Here is a 21,405-nt window from a genome sequence, read left to right on the forward strand (position 1 = left end):
ATTGTCCGTTGGCTTGGTTCAGTTGGCGATCACGGCCAGTTGGCGATATCGGAGACAAGATAATGACCCAATCCTTGAGCATGAGCAGACGCGGCCTCATCGGTGCGGCGGGCGCAAGCGTTCTCGGTGCGCCGCTGTTGATGGCGCGCACGGCAACGGCCCAGACCAACCAGCCGCAAACCTCCATGGAGATAGAACACGCGATGCCGCCTGAAACCAATCGCTTCAAGCTCGGCAATTTCGAAGTGCTGGTGGTGAAGGATGGTGCACGCGCGGCCCCCAATCCCGGCGAGACCTTCGGCACCGACCAGTCGGCGGAGACGGTCGGAAAATTGCTGGAAGACAATTTTCTGCCGAAGGAGCAATTCGTCAATTCCTTCTCGCCGGTCCTCGTCAATACCGGCACCGATCTCGTGCTGTTCGATACCGGTTTCGGTGAGGCCGGGCGCGGTGCGGGCAATGGCCGGTTGATCGAGGGCATGGCGGCCGCCGGTTATACGCCGGAAGATGTGACCGTGGTGGTGCTGACCCACATGCATGGCGACCACATTGGCGGGCTGATGGAAAAGGGCGCTCCGGCTTTTTCCAAGGCGCGCTACGTGTTCGGCCAGGCGGAATATGATTTCTGGACGGATGAGAAGCGCGTGGGCACGCCTGCCGAAGGCGGTCACAAGGGCGTTCTCACGAACGTCAAGCCGCTGGCGGAAAAGGCGACCTTCATTGGCGACGGCGCCAGTGTCGTATCCGGGATCACCGGCGTGGCGGCCTTCGGTCATTCGCCGGGCCATATGATCTTCCGTGTCGAATCGGAAGGCAAACAACTCATCCTGACGGCGGATACGGCCAATCATTTCGTCCTTTCCCTGCAGAAGCCAGACTGGGAGGTGAAGTTCGACATGGACAAGGCGGCAGCCGCCGCGACCCGCAAGAAGGTCTATGACATGATCGCCACCGACCGTTTGCCTTTCCTTGGGTATCACATGCCTTTCCCGGCGGTCGGTTACGCCGAAAAGCTGGATACCGGCTATCGTTTCGTGCCGAAATCCTATCAGTTCGACATCTGATGCATGTCGCGCAAAAGTGTTAAACAGTTTTGCGATAACGACATGCATAAAAACAAGCAGTTAAAGCGCTTCTTGTGGAGCAGGGATCCACACGACGCGCTATAATATCTGCTGCAATGCAGCAACAGAGAAAGCCCGGAAGGTTATTCCGGGTTTTTTCTATTCCCTTCCTGTCATGAACGTGTTACCAGCCCTCGCCAACTTCCAAGCAATCCTTGCAGGGCGCCGGGGTGAACTTTTCGTTCCGGGACGGCCACGCATTTTCAGTATGAAGGAATTTGGTCATGGCACGCATCATTCAAACACCCACTGGTTTGGACGCTCTCACATTTGACGATGTGTTGCTGCAGCCCGGGCATTCCGAAGTCATGCCGGGGCAGACGAATATCGCCACCCGCATCGCCCGCGATATCGATCTCAACCTGCCGATCCTCTCTTCCGCCATGGATACGGTCACCGAAGGCCGTCTCGCCATCGCCATGGCCCAGGCCGGCGGCATCGGCGTCATCCATCGCAACCTGACCCCCATCGAACAGGCCGAAGAAGTCCGGCAGGTGAAGAAGTTCGAAAGCGGCATGGTCGTCAACCCGGTCACGATCGGCCCGGATGCGACGCTTGCCGAAGCACAGGCCTTGATGAAGGCGCACGGTATTTCCGGCATTCCGGTGGTTGAAAATGGCGGTGCCGGTGGCCACAAGAATGGCCGCCTCGTCGGCATTCTGACCAACCGCGACGTGCGGTTTGCCTCTGATCCGCAGCAGAAAATCTATGAGCTGATGACCCGCGAAAACCTGGTCACGGTCAAGGAAAGCAGCGTCGATCAGCAGGAAGCGCGCCGCCTGCTGCACAAGCACCGCATCGAGAAGCTGCTGGTTGTGGATGCCAAGGGCAATTGCGTCGGCCTCATCACCGTCAAGGATATCGAGAAGTCGCAGCTGAACCCCAACGCCACCAAGGATGCGCAGGGCCGCCTTCGCGCCGCTGCCGCCATCAGCGTCGGTGCTGACGCCATCGAGCGCGCCGAGCGCCTCATCGATGCCGGTGTCGACCTTCTGGTTGTCGATACCGCGCATGGTCATTCGCAGCGCGTGCTGGATGCCGTCTCGCAGGTCAAGAAGATGTCGAATTCGGTTCGCATCATCGCCGGCAATGTCGCCACCGCCGACGGCACCAAGGCGCTGATCGATGCCGGCGCCGATGGCGTCAAGGTCGGTATCGGCCCCGGCTCCATCTGCACCACCCGCATCGTCGCCGGCGTCGGCGTTCCGCAGCTCGCTGCCATCATGTCGTCGGTTGAAGTCGCCAACGCGGCTGATATTCCTGTTATCGCCGATGGCGGCATCAAGTTCTCGGGCGATCTGGCCAAGGCAATCGCCGCCGGCGCTTCCGCCGTCATGATCGGCTCGCTCTTGGCCGGCACGGATGAAAGCCCGGGCGAAGTGTTCCTTTATCAGGGCCGTTCCTTCAAGGCCTATCGCGGCATGGGCTCCGTTGGCGCCATGGCGCGCGGTTCGGCCGACCGTTATTTCCAGGCCGAAGTGCGCGACACGCTGAAGCTCGTTCCGGAAGGCATTGAGGGTCAGGTTCCCTATAAGGGCCCGGTTTCCGGCGTCCTGCACCAGCTGGCCGGCGGCTTGAAGGCTGCCATGGGTTATGTCGGCGGCGGCAACATCAAGGAATTCCAGGAACGCGCCACCTTCGTTCGCATCTCCAGCGCGGGCCTGCGCGAAAGCCACGCCCATGACGTGACGATCACCCGCGAAAGCCCGAACTACCCCGGCGCGGTTTGATCTTTCGAGGCGAATCCGTAAAAGGATACTGAGTATTTGGCGCTCCCCGATTCATGCCGGATCGGGGAGCGTTTTCATGATTGGAGAAGAAAGCATGTCACCCACGACCGCAATGTTCTGGCCGATGATCGCCCATGTCTTTCTGGTCTTCTGGCTTTACGGGCTTCTGATCGTCCGGCGCAACAAATACACCTTCAAGGATCGCGAATCGGCGATCAAGCTGCGTGACCGGGGCGAGGAGGCGCGCGAAAGCCATCTGGTGAACCGCAACATCGCCAATCAGTTCGAACTGCCGGTGCTGTTTCACATCGCCTGCCTGCTGCTCTACATCACGGATGCGGACAATATCGTCACCGTCGTTCTGGCATGGCTGTTCGTGCTCTCGCGTTATGCCCATTCCTATGTCCACGTCACCAGCAACCGCCTGCGTCAGCGTGGCGCATTGTTCGGCATCGGCTTTGCGCTGGTCGTCTGCCTGTGGGCATGGCTCGCCATATGGTTGGCGCTGGAGTAAATCAGCACCGTGAGGTTGCCTCATAAGTGAGACAATCCCGCCTTGCAAAATGCTCCGATTTGCGATGGGTCAATTCCATGACGCCCCATCCCCGTTAATCTCTGCCTGCCGTCGAGGATTTCAGGCGAACAGAGATTAGGGAGTATGTCATGGCTAAGACAATGAAGGCAGCCGTCGTCCGCGCGTTTGGAAAACCGCTGACCATCGAGGAAGTGGCGATACCGGATCCCGGCCCCGGTGAAATTCTCATCAACTACAAGGCGACGGGCATTTGCCACACCGACCTGCACGCCGCAACCGGCGACTGGCCGGTCAAGCCCAATCCGCCTTTCATCCCCGGCCACGAGGGCGTGGGTTATGTCGCCAAGATCGGCGCTGGCGTCACCGGCATCAAGGAAGGCGACCGCGCCGGCACGCCTTGGCTCTACACCGCCTGCGGATGCTGCATTCCGTGCCGCACGGGCTGGGAAACGCTTTGCCCGAGCCAGAAGAATTCCGGCTATTCCGTCAATGGCAGCTTTGCCGAATATGGCCTCGCCGATCCGAAATTCGTTGGCCGCCTGCCGGATAATCTCGATTTCGGCCCGGCCGCACCGGTGCTCTGCGCCGGCGTCACCGTCTATAAGGGGCTGAAGGAAACCGAGGTCAGGCCCGGTGAGTGGGTGGTCATTTCAGGCATTGGCGGGCTTGGCCACATGGCCGTGCAATATGCCAAGGCCATGGGCATGCATGTCGTTGCCGCCGATATTTTCGACGACAAGCTGGCGCTTGCGAAAAAACTCGGAGCCGATGTCGTCGTCAATGGTCGCGCGCCTGACGCGGTGGAGCAGGTGCAGAAAGCGACCGGCGGCGTCCATGGCGCGCTGGTGACGGCGGTGTCGCCCAAGGCCATGGAGCAGGCTTACGGCTTCCTGCGCTCCAAGGGCACCATGGCGCTTGTCGGCCTGCCGCCGGGCTTCATCTCCATTCCGGTGTTCGATACGGTGCTGAAGCGCATCACGGTGCGCGGCTCCATCGTTGGCACGCGGCAGGATCTGGAGGAGGCGCTGACCTTCGCCGGCGAAGGCAAGGTGGCGGCCCACTTCTCCTGGGACAAGCTCGAAAACATCAACGATATCTTCCACCGCATGGAAGAGGGCAAGATCGACGGCCGTATCGTCGTGGACCTCGCCGCCTGATGTGAAAACTGGCTGGCGGCGCTCACGCAAATGTGTGACGCCGCTTGCCCCCGCCTCGTTCCCCGCGGGGCGATCTGCGCTATCCTTCCGCATCCGTGCGTTCAAGGAGGATAGAGCGATGGACAAGCCCAAGATCACGCAGGCCATGATCGACGCTTACGATGAATATACCCATCTCAGCCTCGATCGCCGCAAATTCATGGAAAAGCTCACCGTACTGGCCGGGTCTGGTGCAGCGGCGGCGGCCATCGCCCCGCTTCTTTCGGCCAACAGCGCCCGTGCGGCGGTCATCGCGGCCGATGACGACAGGATCGTCGCCGAGGAGGTGACCTATCCCGCCCCCGGCGGCGAGATGAAGGGTTACCTCGTCACGCCGAAATCCGTTTCCGGCCCCATCGGCTCCGTCATCGTCATCCACGAGAACCGTGGCCTGAACGACCATATCCGCGATGTGGCAAGGCGTGTGGCGCTCGCCGGTTTCAGGGCGCTTGCCGTCGATTTCCTCTCACCGCAGGGCGGCACGCCCGCCGATGAGGAGAAGGCGCGGCAGATGTTCAGCGGTCTCGACATGGACGCGACCGTCGCCAATGCCGAAGCGGGCCGGGTATGGCTTGCGGCGCGGCAGGGGGCAAATGGCAAGGTCGGTGCTGTCGGTTTCTGCTGGGGCGGCGGGCTGGTCAACCGTTTCGCCACCAAATCGGCAGGTTTGAATGCCGGCGTCGCCTATTACGGCCAGCAGGCCCCGGCGGCCGATGTGCCTGCCATCAAGGCGCCGCTGCTTTTGCACTATGCGGGTCTCGACGAGCGCATCAATGCCGGCATCGATGCCTATAAGAAGGCGCTGGAGGAAAACGGCAAGACCTTTGAAATCTTCGTCTATGACGGCGTCAACCACGCCTTCAACAATGACACGTCCTCGGCGCGCTACGACAAGGCGGCTGCCGATCTCGCCTGGAGCCGGACGACGGAGTTCTTCAAGAAATATCTGGCGTGATGGGGGTTTTGGGCGCGCATTGTCTGCGAACCGGAGGTGCGTGGGGCTTCACCCCCCTCTGCCCTGCCGGGCATCTCCCCCTCAAGGGGGGAGATCGATCTGCCGCGATGTTTCGTCCATCTTGAAGATTGAGAATGAAGTGACAAGGGGGCCTCTTGCCGATCTCCCCCCTTGAGGGGGAGATGCCCGGCAGGGCAGAGGGGGGGTAAGCTCCACGCGCCCTCAATCCGCTAATCTAAACGCCCCCAGCCCCACGCTTCAAATGCTCGTCAAGCCTCGGCATGATCTCCACGAAATTGCAGGGCAAGTGGCGATAATCGAGCTGGGCTTTCAGAATACCGTCCCACGCATCCTTGCACGCACCCGGCGAGCCGGGCAGCACGAAGATGAAGGTCGCGTTCGCCACGCCGCCGGTTGCCCGCGACTGGATGGTGGCGGTGCCGATCTTGTCATAGGAGATGCGGTGGAAGAGGGCGGAAAACCCATCCATGCGCTTTTCGAACAGCGGCTCCAGCGCTTCGGGCGTCACATCGCGGCCGGTAAAGCCGGTGCCGCCGGTGGTGATTACCACATCCACGCCTTCAGAGAGCGTCCAGTCGCGCACCGTGCCGGCAATCGCTGCCTTGTCATCAGGCACGATGGCGCGGGCCGCGAGCCTGTGGCCCGCTTCCTCCAGCCTTGCGACGAGCGTATCGCCGGATTTGTCGTTCTCCAGCGTGCGGCTGTCCGAAACGGTCAAAACCGCAATGCCAAGGGGAATGAAGGGTCTTTCGCCTGCCATGGCCTTATCCTCGAAGTGTCTGATTTTCAAATGGTCCGCGTCGCCTGAAAATACCAGCCGGGGCGCCTCTTCCGAAGCGATGTTTCCGCTTTCCTGGCCGCTTCAAGGGAATGAAAAATCCCGAAACAGGTTGCCCCCGAACCGGACATGCGCACAAGCGCAGCACCTTCCTGCGACAGCAACCCAATGATTTCCCCGATCTCTGGCAGAAGCGCCTGAGCCGGCGGTTGCAGATCGTTACGGCTTTGGGCGAGAAAATCCATCCAGCCGATTGTCGCAGAGGCGGGCAGGGGTGGATTGGTCTTGTTCTGCAATCGCCGGAAAATCTCCGGCGTCGAGACGGCCTTCAGCGGATTGGCCAGAACCATGGACAGTTCCGGTAGATCGGTAACCGGTTCGATGTCCTCGCCGATGCCGCGCGCGATCAGGGATCGGCTCTCAAGGCACATCGGCACATCCGCCCCGAGCGTCAGCGCCATGGATGCAAGCGTATCCGGTGCGATCCCGGCACGCCAGTGCCGCAAAAGCCCCCGCAGTGTCGCTGCCGCATCCGCCGAGCCGCCGCCGATACCGGAAGCCACCGGCAGGTTCTTTTCAAGATGAATGGCGACCGGGGGTGCCGGTTGACCTGTCGATGCGAGCGCATCGCGCAACAGGTCCCTGGTGCGGGTGACGAGGTTATCGCCGCCATTGCCCGCGCGCAAAAGATCGCCGAAAGGGCCGGAGATGGAGAAACTGTCGGCATCGGCGTCGCGAATACGGATCGTGTCGCCGGCTTCGGTAAAGGTCACCAGCGTTTCGAGCAGGTGATACCCATCCGCTCGCTGGCCGGTCACATGCAGCGCCAGATTGATCTTGGCCGGGGCCGCCTCGATGGTCTCGGTGGCCCCGGAAATCTCATGCCCGCGCATGCGGCGTCAGGATTTCTTGTCCGGAGTGGCAGCCGGTGCCGGTGCCGGAGGAGCCGGCGGCGCCGGCGCGACGTCCTTCTTGGCGGTATTTTCGGCATCTTTTTCCACCGGCGGCAGGCCGCTGGCGATCTTTTCCTTCACCTTGGCCTTGTCCACGTCGTCGCTGTCGCCGATCAATGCGCGGTTCCACTGATAGACCGCCTCGATCTTGCGGCCGACCCGCCAATAAGCGTCGCCCAGATGGTCGTTGATGGTCGGATCGCCGGCTTTCAGCTCGATCGCCCGCTCCAGTTCGGTCACGGCTTCATCGAAAGCGCCGAGGCGATAATGCGCCCAGCCGAGCGAATCGACGATATAGCCGTCATTCGGCCGAAGCTCGACGGCGCGGCTGATCATCTTCATGCCTTCATCGAGATTGATGCCCTTGTCCACCCAGGAATAGCCCAGATAGTTCAGAACCTGCGGCTGCTCCGGGTTCAGCTCCAGCGCCCGCTTGAAATTCGGTTCGGCCTTGTCCCATTCCTTCAGCCGCTCATAGGCGATGCCGCGCTGGAAGAAGACGGACCAGTCGGATTTCTGCGGCACAGAGCCGATTACCTCGATGGCCTTGTCGTAGTTCTCGGCCATCGCCTTATAGTCCTTGGCGTCCGAAAGCACGCTGCCATAGGCGAGATAGGAACGGATATCCTTCGGATCGGATTCAAGCAGGGACTGGAGATGCTTGCGCGCCTCGTCCACCTTGCCGGTCTGCGCAAGCGTCAATCCGAGCTGCAGCTCGGAAATGCGATACATCGGCGAATCCTTCGGCACCTCGCGGTAGAAGGCGATGGCGCGGTCAGGCTGTTTCAGCGCTTCGGAGAGGCCGCCGAGAAGGATGAGCGTATCCGGGCTCTTCGGATCGAGCGCGCGCGATGTCTGCAGATAAAGCGTGACGATTTCTTCCGCACCTTCGCGGTTCAACGCACCGGCGATGGAGAACATGACGCTGGCAGCGCCCTCCACGGCATTGGTAATCTGCTGCTCGGGCTTGTCACCACTCTCGATGGCCTGTCGAAGCGCCTTGAGCGGTGCGTAATTCGGCGCGAAAGTATCACCAACCGCAATCGCGTCCAGCGCCTTCTGCTTGTTGCCGGCGGAAGCTTCGAGCCGGGCAAGCGCCATCACGGCGCGCATATAGGTGTCGGAGGCGGTTGCCCCGCCTTCGCGGTCCGTCACCGCTTCGTTCAGGCTCTTGCGGGCGGCCTCGTTATTACCGGAAACAAGGGCGATGGCCGCCGCATTGTATTTCTGGAAGATCGAAATCCAGCCCGGGCCCTTCATGTTGTTGACGAGCGCCAGCGCTTCCTTCGGCTTGCCGGAGCCGGCACGCGCCCATGCCGTCAAAAGCGTGTTGACCATGCGGTCGAGATCGTTCGGGCCGGTATATTTCAGGATCTTCTCGGCCTTGGCGAATTCCTTGTCCTTGATGGCGTCGAGACCGCGCACGATGGTCGTCACGCGCTCCACCGAGGTATCGTCCTTCATCGAATCGGCGATCTTGGCGCCGGCCTCGAAATTGCCGCTCAGAAGTTCGGCGATCATCAGCCGCTGGCGGATTTCCGTATTGGCCGGGTCGAATTCCAGCGCCTTTTTGTAAAGCGAAATCGCGGTGGGATAATCCTGATCGACATCGGCATTGCGCCCGGCGAGGAAGGCGCCGGAAAAGGTGTTCACCTTGCCGGGATCGAACGTGACGGCCTTGTCTTCCGGTGTCGCCTTCGTCTCCGCAAAGCCGGGGCTTGCACCCGCGCCGATTGCGAGAGCAGCGGCAAGAGCCGCGCTGCAGAGAAGACGGAGTGCTGGTTTACGCCGCATGAGGGAACCTTTGCCTTTGTGCAGAAGCACGGAAAAATCAGTTTCCATTGTTGGTCACGATAGAATGGCTTTTTTGAAGCAACGCCGCAAGAAATTATGGCCCCGGCCACAATCACGCCTTGCGGAGAAGCTGGCCCGAAACATTGGGCGGATGGTTTTTTCCATCCGCCGTTCGCCCGGCCTGCGGCGTCAGTTCAGACGCTCGATGCAGAAGTCGATCACTTCCAGAAGCGCATCTTTCCAGGGGCTCTGCGGCAGCGGTGCGAGCGCATCGCGGGCGATGGTGCCGTAGTGCGTGGCGCGGCCGATCGTATCGCCAAGACCGTTGTATTTGGTGATCAGGCCCAGCGCCTTTTCAAGGTTCTCGTCGCTGCTTTCACCCTTTTCGATGGCATTGCGCCAGAAGGCGCGCTCATCCTGCGTGCCGCGACGATAGGAGAGGATGACCGGCAGGGTGATTTTGCCCTCGCGGAAATCGTCGCCGGTATTCTTGCCGAGATCGGCGGATTTGCCGCCGTAGTCCAGCACATCGTCGACAAGCTGGAAGGCGAGGCCGAGATTCATGCCGTAGGATTTCAGCGCGCTGCGGGTCGCCTTGTCGGTCTTGGCGACGATGGGGCCGACTTCCGCCGCCGCCGCAAAAAGGGCGGCGGTCTTGGCGCGAATCACCTGCAGATAATCGTCTTCCGTCGTTTCCATGTTCTTGGCGACCGAAAGCTGCAGCACCTCGCCTTCGGCGATCACCGAGGCGGCGGTGGACAGCACGTCGAGCGCATCGAGAGAGCCCACATCCACCATCATGCGGAAGGCCTGGCCGAGCAGGAAGTCGCCGACGAGAACGCTCGCCTGGTTGCCCCAGATGGTGCGGGCGGTGGATTTGCCGCGGCGCAGATCGCTTTCATCCACCACATCGTCATGCAGAAGCGTTGCCGTGTGCATGAATTCGACGCTGGTGGCGAGCTTGATGTGGTTGTCGCCCTCGTAACCGAACATCGAGGCGGAGGCGAGCGTCAGCATCGGCCGCAGGCGCTTGCCGCCGGAAGAGATGAGGTGGTTGGCCACCTCGGGTATCATCTGGACATCGGAACCGGCCTTGGAAAGGATAAGCTGGTTCACCCGTTCCATGTCGGGGCGGGTCAGGTCGACAAGCGGCTTGACGGATGCGAGTTTGTTTTTGCTTTCTTCAAGCGGTATGACGACGCCCAAGGGACAGGACTCCAGTTCGAATTTGAATTCGACAATAAAAACTGACGCCTTGCGCGGCAAGGGGCGAATTGCCGCTAGCCATTCAAAAAGATGGGAATTTAAGGTCTATCCATGCGTGAACTGATCCGTACCAACGATGCCGTGCTGCTCTCCTTCGCCGAAAGCCTGATGAGGGATGCCGGCATCCATTGCCTCATCGCCGATCAGGCGATGAGCATTCTGGAAGGATCGCTCGGTCTTTTGCCGCGAAGGTTTCTGGTGGAGGAAGATCGGGCCGATCAGGCCCGCCGCATTCTCATCGATGCCGGGCTCGGCGACGAGTTACGCAACGAAGAGGCTTGAGCGGCGGTGGGCGACGGCATTTCCGAAACGATCGACGCCTTTCACCGGGGCCGGTTTCACATCATCCAGCCGAAGGGCAGGGGACACCGGGCCGGCATGGACGCCATGCTCCTGGCCTCGCTGGTGGCGGATGAGCGTGCCTGCCGGATAGCCGATCTCGGCGCGGGCGCGGGAGCTGCGGGCATGGCGGTTGCGGCGCGGCTCGAAAAGGCCGAGGTGACGCTGTACGAACGCTCGTCGGAAATGGCGAAATTTGCCCGCCGCAGCCTCGAACTGCCCGAGAATGCTGCTTTTTCTGCCCGCGTCAGCGTGCGCGAAGCCGATGTGACCCTGCGGGCGAAAGCACGCGCCGAAGCGGGGTTGCCCGACGATCATTTCCATCACGTCATCATGAACCCGCCCTATAACGATGCGGGCGACCGCCGCACGCCGGACGCCCTGAAGGCCGAAGCGCATGCCATGACGGATGGCCTGTTCGAAGACTGGATCAGGACCGCAGGCGCGATCATGGTGCCGGGCGGGCAGCTTTCTCTGATTTCAAGGCCGCAATCGGTGGCGGAAATCATCGCCGCCTGCGGCAGTCGTTTCGGCGGCCTCGAAATCACCCTCATTCATCCGCGCCCTGGCGAGGACGCGGTGCGCATGCTCCTCACCGCCATCAAGGGTTCACGGGCGCGGCTGTCCTTCCGCGCGCCGCTCATCATGCATGAGACCGGTAGCCATGCCTTCACCCCCTTCGTGGATGACCTGAACAATGGCCGCGCCGCCTATTCGCGTAATGTAAGGGCAATCCGGCCCGCGTCATAAATATCGCCGTTCCGCCGGCCGTAAACCATTGTGTTTTCCGGGGCGATACATACATCCCTGACGAACGGATAAATGCTGCGAGGATTGAGTAGTGGGTTTTCTGAAGTATCTGGTGCCGAAACGCTTTCGTAAAAAAGAGCTCGTCATCCCGGTGGTGCGCATGCACGGCGCGATCATGGCCGGCGGCAACCAGTTCCGCCCCGCCCTCAATCTCGCTTCTTATGCGCCGCTTCTGGAAAAGGCCTTCGCCGTCAAGGATGCCCCGGCTGTCGCCATTTCGCTCAACTCGCCCGGCGGTTCGCCGGTGCAGGCGCGGATGATCTATAACCGCATCCGCCAGCTCGCCGAGGAAAAGGAAAAGAAAGTCCTGATCTTCGTGGAGGACGTTGCAGCCTCCGGCGGCTACATGATCGCGCTTGCCGGCGACGAGATCATCGCCGATCCCACCTCCATCGTCGGTTCGATCGGCGTCGTTTCCGGCGGTTTCGGTTTTCCGGAAATGCTGAAGAAGATCGGCGTGGAGCGCCGTGTCTATACGGCCGGCGAGAACAAGGTCATCCTCGATCCCTTCCAGCCGGAAAAGGAAGGCGATATCGATTACCTGAAGTCGCTTCAGGTCGAAATCCACAATGTTTTCATCGATATGGTCAAGATGCGTCGCGGCTCGAAACTGAAGGGCGACGAGGCGATCTTCTCCGGCCTGTTCTGGACCGGCATGCGCGGTCTCGACCTCGGCCTGATCGACGGGCTGGGCGACATGCGCGAGGTTCTTCGCCGCCGTTACGGTGAGAAGGTCAAGCTCCAGCTCGTCAGCGGCGGGCGCACTTTGTTCGGTAAAAAGGTGCCGGGCGTGAATGCTGCTCTGGACGTAAATGCCGAAAGGCTGGCCGCCGGTGCGGTATCGGGGCTTGCGGAAGTTGCCGAAGAAAAGGCATTGTGGTCGCGTTTCGGTCTATGATGTCTCGGGAATAAAGCCTTATGGCGCAGCTCATTACAATTCTTCTTCTGGTGGTGGGATCCGTCATCCTTTACCGCCGCTTCGTCCGAGACGCGGAAAAGCTCTCGGCGAAATCGAAACAGCGCGAGAAGGAACGCGAGACCGGCGCCATCGGCACGCTGATCAAGGACCCGGAAACCGGCGAATACCGCGTGAAGCGCGAGGATGAGACGTAATTTTCCTGTAACGCAGAATTTGCTATAGTCGCTTTCAAGTAAGGAGACCGTCATGCGTGTCACGAAATGGGGCGATAGTCTTGCGGTCCGCATTCCGGCGGATGTCGCGGAAGCCTTGCACATCAAGGAAGGCGATGAGGTGGATGTTTCTGTACCGACACAGGAACCGTCTGCTTCTATTTCGCAGGAAGAGCGCGAAAAGATACTGTCTTATATTCGCGCTCAGCGTTGGCAGCTACCGCCCGGGTGGAAATTCGACCGCGAAGAGGCAAATGAGCGTTGAGCCATTTGCCCTTTCTCGACACGAATATCTTCATTTACGCCTTTCTGGATGACGAACGTTCATCCAAGGCCCAAGAGATCGTTTCGAAACCTTATGTGACGAGCGTTCAGGCATTCAATGAATTTGCCAGTGTAGTCCGGCGGAAGTGGCCTCAAAAATGGGGCGAAATCCGCAGATCGCTGGATGGTCTCCGTCGAATGGCTGTGACAGTCGTTGAACTCGATGTGCAGTTAAATGCGAGCGCCGTGGATCTTGTCGATAAATATAACTTCGCCTTCTATGATGCATTGATGGTAGCAGCAGCCCTGGAGGCTGAAAGCACCGTATTCCTCTCGGAAGACATGCATGACGGTCTTACCGTTGACGGGCGAATGAAGATCGTCAACCCGTTCACCGCCCGTCTCCACGCATAAAACCTTGACCCTCACGCCATGCCGTGGCACCAGTCCGCATCCGAAGTAAGTCAATGCTTACTTGTCCTCCTAACGCCGCGATGACTGCAATGACCGATGTTCCCGACCATATGAACCCGAAGCGTTCCTTTCAGGCGCTTATCCTGACGCTGCACAATTACTGGGCCGACAAGGGCTGCGCGGTGCTGCAGCCCTACGATATGGAAGTGGGCGCGGGTACGTTCCATCCGGCGACGACGCTGCGCGCGCTTGGGCCCAAGCCATGGAAGGCCGCTTACGTGCAGCCGTCGCGCCGCCCGTCTGACGGTCGTTACGGCGAAAACCCCAACCGCCTGCAGCATTATTACCAGTATCAGGTCATCCTGAAGCCCAACCCTTCCAACCTGCAGGAACTCTATCTCGGCTCGCTGAAGGCGATCGGCCTCGATCCGCTGCTGCATGACGTGCGCTTCGTCGAAGACGACTGGGAAAGCCCGACGCTCGGCGCCTGGGGTCTTGGCTGGGAATGCTGGTGCGATGGCATGGAAGTGTCGCAGTTCACCTACTTCCAGCAGGTCTGCGGCATCGAGTGCTCGCCGGTCGCGGGTGAGCTTACCTATGGTCTGGAGCGTCTCGCCATGTATGTTCAGGGCGTCGACAATGTCTATGACCTGAACTTCAACGGCCGCGAAGGCGAAGAGAAGATTTCCTATGGCGACGTCTTCCTGCAGGCCGAGCAGGAATATTCCCGCCATAATTTCGAATTTGCCGACACCGCCATGCTGCATCGCCATTTCATCGACGCCGAAAAGGAATGCCAGGCGCTTCTCGCTGCCGGTGCGCCCGGCGATAACGACAATCAGCGCCTGCACAAATGCGTGTTCCCGGCCTATGACCAGTGCATCAAGGCCAGCCACGTCTTCAACCTTCTGGATGCACGCGGCGTAATTTCGGTCACGGAACGCCAGAGCTACATCCTGCGCGTGCGCACGCTGGCGAAAGCCTGCGGCGAAGCTTTCCTGCTGACGGATGCGGGCGGGCTGAACTGGAACAGGGCCGCCTGAACGTTTATGTAAGGCGGGGAAACAGTCTAACGTGCGGACGCCATTACGGTGTTCGCGCCTCTTGAGGAGGGGTCGGGAATGTTCATCACGCTGGCAATCATCGCGGCAATCGCGCTTTATGTCGTCTTCATCTATAACGGCCTCGTCAAGGCGCGGCAGATGAAGGAAGAGGCGTGGTCGGGCATCGACGTGCAGCTGAAGCGCCGCGCCGATCTCATTCCCAACCTCATCGAGACCGTGAAGGGTTACGCGGCGCATGAAAAGAGCACCTTCGAGGAGGTGATCGCCATGCGTAACCGGGCGCAGGCCGTGCCGGCGGGCGATGTCGAGGGCCGCGCTCAGGCGGAAGGCCTGCTGTCGCAGGCGCTTGGCAAGCTCTTTGCGCTTGCCGAAGCTTATCCCGATCTCAAGGCCAATACGAATTTTCTGGAATTGCAGCGTTCGCTGGAAACCATCGAAAGCGAAATCCAGATGTCGCGCCGTTATTATAATGGCGCCGCCCGCGATCTCAACGTCAAGGTGGAAAGCTTCCCCTCCAATCTGGTTGCAGGCCAGTTCGGCTTTGCCAAGGCGCCCTATTTCGAGATCGAGAACCCGGCCGACCGCGCCGTGCCGACAGTGAAATTCTAAGCGCACTGCTCCTCCGGCGGCTTAAGACCTCCCGTTCAAATTCCGATAATCCGGCTCTTCGCCGCATTCTTTGACAAGACGACAATCATGATCGAACTGACCATCACCCCGCCCGACCACCCGCTTTCCGGCAAGGTCGAGCCGCCCGGCTCCAAGTCCATCACCAATCGTGCGCTTCTCCTGGCTGGTCTTGCCAAGGGCAAAAGCCGGTTGACCGGCGCACTGAAAAGCGACGACACGCTTTATATGGCCGAAGCCCTGCGCGAGATGGGCGTCAAGGTCACCGAGCCTGATGCCACCACCTTCGTGGTGGAAGGCACTGGTGTATTGCAGCAGCCGGAAAAGCCGCTTTTCCTCGGCAATGCCGGCACCGCCACACGCTTCCTCACCGCTGCTGCCGCACTTGTCGATGGCGCCGTCATCATCGATGGCGACGAGCACATGCGCAAACGCCCGATCATGCCGCTGGTGGAGGCCCTGCGCTCCCTCGGCGTCGAGGCGGAAGCGCCGACCGGCTGCCCACCCGTCACCGTCTGCGGCAAGGGCACAGGGTTCCCGAAGGGCAGCGTCACCATCGACGCCAATCTTTCCAGCCAATATGTGTCGGCACTTCTGATGGCCGCCGCCTGCGGCGACAAGCCTGTCGATATCGTCCTCAAGGGCGAGGAAATCGGCGCGAAGGGCTATATCGATCTCACCACCTCGGCCATGGAAGCCTTCGGTGCGAAGATTGAGCGGGTCAGCAATGCCATCTGGCGCGTGCATCCGACGGGTTATACGGCCACCGATTTCCACATCGAGCCGGATGCCTCCGCCGCCACCTATCTCTGGGGTGCAGAGCTTCTGACCGGCGGCGCAATCGATATCGGCACGCCCGCCGATAAGTTCACCCAGCCGGACGCCAAGGCCTACGACGTCATGGCCAAGTTTCCGCACCTGCCCGCCGAAATCGACGGTTCGCAGATGCAGGACGCCATTCCGACCATCGCGGTTCTGGCCGCCTTCAACGAGACGCCGGTGCGTTTCGTCGGCATCGCCAATCTGCGCGTGAAGGAATGTGACCGTATCCGCGCCGTCTCGCTCGGCCTCAACGAAATCCGCAATGGTCTGGCGCATGAGGAGGGCGACGACCTGATCGTGCATGCCGATCCGGCTCTTGCGGGCCAGACGGTCAAGGCCTCCATCGATACCTTTGCAGACCACCGCATCGCCATGAGCTTTGCGCTGGCGGCGCTGAAGATCGGCGGCATTGCCATCCAGAATCCGGCCTGCGTCGGCAAGACCTATCCCGGTTACTGGAAGGCGCTCGCCTCGCTGGGTGTCGACTATACCGAAAAGGAAAGCGCTGCCGAGCCGCAGCACTGAGCCATTGAGGAGGGACCGCCCGTGAAGACCATCGCCGCAAGACTTCTCGCGCTGTTCGTCTTCCTGGGCGCGGCCTTCCCGGCCTTTGCGGAGGAATTCATCCGCTCCTACCATTCCGTCATCGAGGTGGCGGCGGATGGCAAGCTGACGGTGACGGAAACCATCACCGCCCGCGCGGAAGGGCAGAACATCAAGCGCGGCATCTTCCGTGATTTCCCGATTTATGCGCTGGATGCGAATAACCGCCGTACCAAGGTGGATTTCAACGTCGTTTCGGTGGAGCGCGATGGCGCGCCGGAAAACTGGCGCACCGAGAATATCGATGGCGGCATCCGCATCTATACCGGCAGCGCCGACCGTTTTCTGCCGACCGGCGAGCATATCTTCCAGATCACCTACACCACCGCCCGGCAGATTCGTTATTTCAGCGACTATGATGAGCTGACCTGGAACGTCACCGGCAATGGCTGGCAATTCCCCATGGGCGAGATTTCTGCCACCATCACTCTGCCGCAGGGCGTCAGGGCCACCGATACAGCGGTCTTCACCGGTCCGCTTGGTGCGAAGGGCAAGGATGCGCGCATTCTGAACGAAGGCAATGAGGTATTCTTCGCCTCCACCCGCCCCTTCACAGTGGGCGAGGGCATGACGGTCGCCGTCAAGCTGCCCAAGGGCGCGATTGCCGCACCTGACACTTCGCAGGAGGCGGGCTGGTGGCTGCGGGATAATCTCGCCATTCTGCTTTCGGGCGGCGGGCTTTTCGCCGTGCTGCTCTATTACCTGCGCGCCTGGTTCGCCGTCGGCCGCGATCCGGCGAAGGGCGTGGTCGTGCCGCGCTGGGATGCGCCGGAGGGGCTTTCGCCGGCTCTGGTCAATTACGTCGATAACAGGGGCTTTTCCGGTGCCGGCTGGACGGCGCTCTCTGCCTCCGCCCTTGACCTTGCGGTAAAGGGTTATGTCGTTCTGGAAGACCTGAAGAATTCGATCATAATTCGTCGTACCGAAAAGGCAACCGCCACCGATCTGCCCACCGGCCAGAAGACGCTGCTTTCCTCCATCGGCGGCTCGGGCGAGACGCTGACTATCGACAAGGCCCATGGGGCGGAGGTGGAAAAAGTTGGAAAACAGTTCCGCGCGGCGATAGAAAAAGAACATCGCGGCAAATATTACCGCAGCAATGCCGGTTACACCGTCTTCGGCATCTTCCTTAGCATCGCCCTCATCGTCGCAACGCTGGTGTTTGGTGATCTGGATGAAAGCGCCATTGCCGCCGTGCTGGTCTTCGGCTTTTTCGCCTTCTTCTTCAGCATCCTGTCGATCGGCATCGGCCGCCAGTTTTCGCGCGGCGCACCGCTGCGCAAGCGGATCGGCGGCATCGTCATGCTGGCCTTTGCCGGTTTCGTGGCCTTTTCCGCCATTGGCGGCATCGCCACGCAAATCCTGCTGGATGTGACGCATGACACCAAGTCGCTGGCGCTGGCCGCCATCGGCGGCATCGTGCTCACCAACGCGCTGTTCCTGTTCCTGATGGGCGCGCCGACGCCGCTTGGCCGCAAGCTGATGGACGGCATCGAAGGCCTCAGAACCTATCTGACGCTGGCGGAAAAAGATCGGATGAACATGGCTGGTGCGCCCGCCATGTCGCCGCAGCATTTCGAGACATTGCTGCCCTATGCCGTGGCGCTCGGCGTCGAAAAACCGTGGAGCCGTACCTTCGAGGCCTGGCTCGCAACGGCCGCTGCCGGTGCCGCAGCGGCAAGTTATGCGCCCGGCTGGTATGCGGGCAGCAATTACGGAACCTTTGGCGACAGGATCGGCGGCTTTTCCACCTCCATGGCCAATACCATCGCCTCCACCATTCCCCAGCCCGTCAGCTCCTCCGGCTCCAGCTTTTCGGGCGGTGGCGGCGGCGGTTTTTCAGGCTCCGGCGGTGGTGGTGGTGGCGGCGGCGGCTGGTAACGCCGGCCGGCGGTAATTTAACCGAATGCCTTGGTGACTTTTGCCGCGTTGCTTGCTAAGCCGACCGCAAACGTCCGACAACAGATAAAGTCCTGATCCCATGCCCGATCTTCTGCTTGAACTCCGCTCCGAGGAAATCCCCGCCCGCATGCAGCGCAAGGCGGCGGGCGATCTGAAGAAACTCGTCACCGATGCCTTGGTGGAGAGAGGGCTGACCTATGAGGGTGCGCGCGAATATTGGACGCCGCGCCGCCTGACGCTGGATATTCGCGGCCTCAACGCCCGCTCCGCCGATGTGCGCGAGGAAAAGAAGGGCCCGCGCACCGATGCCAATGAAAAGGCCATCGAGGGCTTTCTGCGCGGCGCAGGCCTCAATGATATCTCGGAAGCGCAGGTCGTTTCCGATCCGAAGAAGGGCGATTTCTACATCGCCATCATCAACAAGCCCGGCCGTCCGGCGGAAGAGATCATCGCGGAAGTGATGCCCGGCATCATCCGCTCCTTCCCCTGGCCGAAATCCATGCGCTCCGGCCCGGCCTCCATGCCGAAGGGATCGAGCTATGCCGGCATCGAAGGCAAGGGTTCGGAAAGTCTGCGCTGGGTGCGGCCGCTGCAATCCATCGTCTGCCTGTTCGGCCCCGAGCACGATGAAACGCAGGTCATTCCTTTCGTGATCGACGGCATCGTCGCCGGCAACGTCACCTATGGCCATCGTTTCCATGCACCCGGCCCGATCACCGTGCGCCGTTTCGAAGATTATGTCTCGAGTCTCGAAAAGGCGAAGGTCATTCTCGATGCCGAGCGCCGCAAGGATATCATCCTGCACGACGCCAAGGATCTGGCTTTCGCCAACGGTCTTGAACTGGTGGAAGATGAAGGCCTGCTGGAAGAAGTCTCCGGCCTCGTCGAATGGCCGCAGGTGCTGATGGGCACCTTCGAGGAAGACTACCTGCAGATTCCGGCGGAAATCATCCGCCTCACCATCAAGACCAATCAGAAGTGTTTCGTCACTCGCAATCAGGGTGCGGAAGAGGGCCTTTCCAACCGCTTCATCCTGATCTCGAACATCGAGGCGAGCGATGGCGGCAAGGAAATCATCCATGGCAATGGCAAGGTCGTGCGCGCCCGCCTGTCGGATGCCCGCCACTTCTGGAACCGCGACCAGGGCGATCTGCCCGATCTGGAAACGCTGAAAGATTCTGCTGCGAAATTCAACCTCGATCTCAAGAAGCCGCTCGATCAGCGCATGGCCAAGCTCGATGCGCTGAACGTCACCTTCCATGCCAAGCTCGGAACGCAGGGTGAGCGCGTGGCCCGTATTCGCGAACTGGCGAAGGCGCTGGCCCCGGTTGTCGGCGCCGATGCCGATCTGGTGGACCGCGCCGTTGTTCTGGCGAAAGCCGACCTGCGCACCGAAGCCGTCGGTGAATTCCCCGAGCTTCAGGGCCTGATGGGCCGTAAATATGCGGCGCTGCAGGGCGAAAACGAAAGCGTCGCGGCGGCAATCGAAGACCATTACAAGCCGCAGGGTCCCTCCGACCGTCTGCCAGCCGACAAGGTAGCGATAACGGTCGCTCTGGCCGACAAGCTCGATACACTCGTTGGTTTCTGGGCCATCGACGAGAAGCCGACCGGCTCGAAGGATCCCTTCGCGCTGCGCCGCGCGGCGCTGGGCGTGGTGCGTATTCTGCTTGAGAAGAACGTGCGGCTTCCGCTGCTGAGCGTTGCGAAGGACCCGGACCTTCTCTCCTTCTTCCACGATCGCCTGAAAGTCTATCTGCGCGACCTCGGCGCGCGTTACGATCTGATCGACGCCGTTTTGACGCCGGAATCCGACGATCTCCTGATGATCGCCCGCCGTGTCGAGGCGCTCACCGCCTTCATCACCGGCGAGGATGGCCGCAACCTTCTGGCAGGCGCCAAGCGTGCAACCCAGCTTCTGGCCGCCGAGGAAAAGAAGGGCACCGTGGTGGCGAACAGCGTTTCGGAAGAGCTGTTGAAGCTCGATGCCGAAAAGGCGCTTTATGCGGCGATCAAGACCGCATCTGCCGACGCTGCGAAGGCCGTTGCGGGCGAGGATTTCCGCTCCGCCATGCAGGCGCTTTCGACGCTTCGCGCACCGGTCGACAGGTTCTTTGAGGACGTGCTCGTTAATGACGAGGATGCGGCCATCCGCGCCAACCGTCTGGCGCTGCTGAAGGCTATTCGCGAAGCGACCGGAACGGTTGCGGATTTCTCGAAGATTACGGGGTGAGGGGTTTCGGGGTAGCCAGGTATGTCAGCGTGCTTGGTTCACCCCCCTCTGTCCTGCCGGACATCTCCCCCTCAAGGGGGGAGATCGAATCGCGGCAGCCTCTCGATCACCTCTAATCTTGCGAATTTTTGCGGGGAGCCTTCCTCTTGCCGATCTCCCCCCTTGAGGGGGAGATGCCCGGCAGGGCAGAGGGGGGTATTTTCGGCCTCCACGCTTGCCGGGATCGTTTTAGATTGACCCACACCACCCCCAAAATCCTCATCAGCGCCTGCCTCCTCGGCCAGCCTGTCCGCTACGACGGCAGAGGCAAACCCTTCTCCCACCCGGCGATAGACCGCTGGCGGCAGGAGGGCAGACTAGTCACGATCTGTCCGGAAATGGCGGGCGGCATGCCTGTGCCGCGCCCGCCGGCGGAAATCGAGAAGGGTGCCTCCGGTGTCGATGTGCTGGAGGGCCGCGCCCGCGTGCTGGAAATGACCGGCGGCGATGTCACGGCGCAATTTATCGCCGGCGCGGAAAGGGCGCTGGCCTTCGCCAGGGCCAATGGCTGCACATACGCGCTTCTGATCGACGGCAGCCCGTCCTGTGGGTCGGTTGCAATCTATGACGGTTCGTTTTCTGGCGTCAAACACGCAGGCAATGGGGTGACGGCGGCGCTGCTCGAAAAAGCCGGTATTGCCGTATTTTCACCTGCTGATATCGATCGTCTCGATGCGCTGACCCGCTGAAATGAGGCGCTGCAAATACGGCATCGCCTGCTTCCCGAGGTGGTAAATACTCCCTGCCGTCATCCTCGCCCTTGAGGCGAGGATCCACAATGCAATCTGGCCATGGGTCCTCGGGT

21 protein-coding genes are annotated in these 21,405 nt (G+C 60.9%); 17 read left to right on the forward strand and 4 right to left on the reverse strand.

The features are described 5' to 3' along the window. The first annotated feature begins 62 nt into the window (after nt 1–62). The 5 genes from L904_RS02945 to L904_RS02965 all read left to right on the forward strand — a co-directional run bounded on the left by L904_RS02945 (nt 63) and on the right by L904_RS02965 (nt 5,540). Nucleotides 63–1,064: an MBL fold metallo-hydrolase gene (locus L904_RS02945; protein WP_035263186.1), complete on the forward strand. Its 1,002-nt coding sequence runs from the start codon at nt 63–65 to the stop codon at nt 1,062–1,064. A gap of 284 nt (nt 1,065–1,348) precedes the next feature. After that, nucleotides 1,349–2,854, forward strand: coding sequence for an IMP dehydrogenase (guaB, locus tag L904_RS02950; protein WP_035263188.1), 1,506 nt, complete (start codon nt 1,349–1,351; stop codon nt 2,852–2,854). Nucleotides 2,855–2,966: 112 nt separating this feature from the next. Then, nucleotides 2,967–3,368, forward strand: coding sequence for an MAPEG family protein (locus L904_RS02955; protein WP_035263190.1), 402 nt, complete (start codon nt 2,967–2,969; stop codon nt 3,366–3,368). Between the two features lie 149 nt (nt 3,369–3,517). Then, nucleotides 3,518–4,546, forward strand: a complete 1,029-nt coding sequence (adhP, locus tag L904_RS02960; protein WP_004440101.1) for an alcohol dehydrogenase AdhP — start codon at nt 3,518–3,520, stop codon at nt 4,544–4,546. Between the two features lie 118 nt (nt 4,547–4,664). Beyond that, nucleotides 4,665–5,540, forward strand: coding sequence for a dienelactone hydrolase family protein (locus tag L904_RS02965; RefSeq protein WP_035263192.1), 876 nt, complete (start codon nt 4,665–4,667; stop codon nt 5,538–5,540). Between the two features lie 235 nt (nt 5,541–5,775). Here the strand turns inward: L904_RS02965 and moaB are convergent, their stop codons facing one another. The 4 genes from moaB to L904_RS02985 form a co-directional block, all read right to left on the reverse strand. Then, nucleotides 5,776–6,321: a molybdenum cofactor biosynthesis protein B gene (gene moaB, locus L904_RS02970; RefSeq protein WP_059760674.1), complete on the reverse strand. Its 546-nt coding sequence runs from the start codon at nt 6,319–6,321 to the stop codon at nt 5,776–5,778. Between the two features lie 26 nt (nt 6,322–6,347). After that, a complete protein-coding gene (locus L904_RS02975; protein ID WP_035261916.1) occupies nt 6,348–7,232 on the reverse strand; it encodes a 4-(cytidine 5'-diphospho)-2-C-methyl-D-erythritol kinase in 885 nt (294 codons plus the stop codon). A 6-nt stretch (nt 7,233–7,238) separates the two neighbouring features. Continuing rightward, complete coding sequence (locus tag L904_RS02980) at nt 7,239–9,086, reverse strand: tetratricopeptide repeat protein (RefSeq protein ID WP_080707282.1); 1,848 nt, start codon at nt 9,084–9,086, stop codon at nt 7,239–7,241. Nucleotides 9,087–9,275: 189 nt separating this feature from the next. Continuing rightward, a complete protein-coding gene (locus L904_RS02985) occupies nt 9,276–10,292 on the reverse strand; it encodes a polyprenyl synthetase family protein (protein ID WP_035261923.1) in 1,017 nt (338 codons plus the stop codon). 111 nt (nt 10,293–10,403) lie between these two features. Between L904_RS02985 and L904_RS02990 the strand changes: the two genes are divergently transcribed. The 12 genes from L904_RS02990 (at nt 10,404) to L904_RS03045 (ending at nt 21,289) form a co-directional block, all read left to right on the forward strand. Continuing rightward, complete coding sequence (locus L904_RS02990; protein ID WP_020813603.1) at nt 10,404–10,634, forward strand: DUF2007 domain-containing protein; 231 nt, start codon at nt 10,404–10,406, stop codon at nt 10,632–10,634. A 6-nt stretch (nt 10,635–10,640) separates the two neighbouring features. Further along, entirely contained in the window at nt 10,641–11,441 is an 801-nt protein-coding gene (locus L904_RS02995; protein ID WP_020813604.1) for a tRNA1(Val) (adenine(37)-N6)-methyltransferase, read from the forward strand. Between the two features lie 91 nt (nt 11,442–11,532). Continuing rightward, complete coding sequence (locus L904_RS03000; protein ID WP_020813605.1) at nt 11,533–12,399, forward strand: S49 family peptidase; 867 nt, start codon at nt 11,533–11,535, stop codon at nt 12,397–12,399. 20 nt (nt 12,400–12,419) lie between these two features. Then, a complete protein-coding gene (locus L904_RS03005) occupies nt 12,420–12,614 on the forward strand; it encodes an NfeD family protein (RefSeq protein WP_020813606.1) in 195 nt (64 codons plus the stop codon). A 52-nt stretch (nt 12,615–12,666) separates the two neighbouring features. Next, nucleotides 12,667–12,897, forward strand: a complete 231-nt coding sequence (locus L904_RS03010; RefSeq protein ID WP_020813607.1) for an AbrB/MazE/SpoVT family DNA-binding domain-containing protein — start codon at nt 12,667–12,669, stop codon at nt 12,895–12,897. After that, nucleotides 12,894–13,310, forward strand: coding sequence for a PIN domain-containing protein (locus L904_RS03015; RefSeq protein ID WP_020813608.1), 417 nt, complete (start codon nt 12,894–12,896; stop codon nt 13,308–13,310). Before L904_RS03010 ends, L904_RS03015 begins: the two co-directional genes overlap by 4 nt. An 80-nt stretch (nt 13,311–13,390) precedes the next feature. After that, nucleotides 13,391–14,353 (forward strand): glycine--tRNA ligase subunit alpha, encoded by a 963-nt coding sequence (locus L904_RS03020; protein ID WP_020813609.1) that lies wholly within the window; start codon nt 13,391–13,393, stop codon nt 14,351–14,353. Nucleotides 14,354–14,431: 78 nt separating this feature from the next. After that, nucleotides 14,432–14,983 carry a LemA family protein gene (locus tag L904_RS03025; protein WP_020813610.1) on the forward strand — a complete coding sequence of 184 codons (552 nt, stop codon included), beginning with the start codon at nt 14,432–14,434 and terminating at the stop codon, nt 14,981–14,983. A gap of 87 nt (nt 14,984–15,070) precedes the next feature. Continuing rightward, nucleotides 15,071–16,348 carry a 3-phosphoshikimate 1-carboxyvinyltransferase gene (aroA, locus tag L904_RS03030; protein WP_020813611.1) on the forward strand — a complete coding sequence of 426 codons (1,278 nt, stop codon included), beginning with the start codon at nt 15,071–15,073 and terminating at the stop codon, nt 16,346–16,348. Nucleotides 16,349–16,369: 21 nt separating this feature from the next. Next, on the forward strand, nt 16,370–18,307 hold the full coding sequence (locus L904_RS03035) for a DUF2207 domain-containing protein (RefSeq protein ID WP_035261921.1): 1,938 nt from the start codon (nt 16,370–16,372) through the stop codon (nt 18,305–18,307). Nucleotides 18,308–18,407: 100 nt separating this feature from the next. Beyond that, entirely contained in the window at nt 18,408–20,561 is a 2,154-nt protein-coding gene (gene glyS / locus L904_RS03040; RefSeq protein ID WP_020813613.1) for a glycine--tRNA ligase subunit beta, read from the forward strand. Between the two features lie 233 nt (nt 20,562–20,794). Next, a complete protein-coding gene (locus L904_RS03045; RefSeq protein ID WP_020813614.1) occupies nt 20,795–21,289 on the forward strand; it encodes a DUF523 domain-containing protein in 495 nt (164 codons plus the stop codon). Nucleotides 21,290–21,405: the final 116 nt, after the last annotated feature.

Source organism: Agrobacterium sp. LY4, assembly GCF_001526585.1.
GTDB lineage: Bacteria > Pseudomonadota > Alphaproteobacteria > Rhizobiales > Rhizobiaceae > Agrobacterium > Agrobacterium leguminum.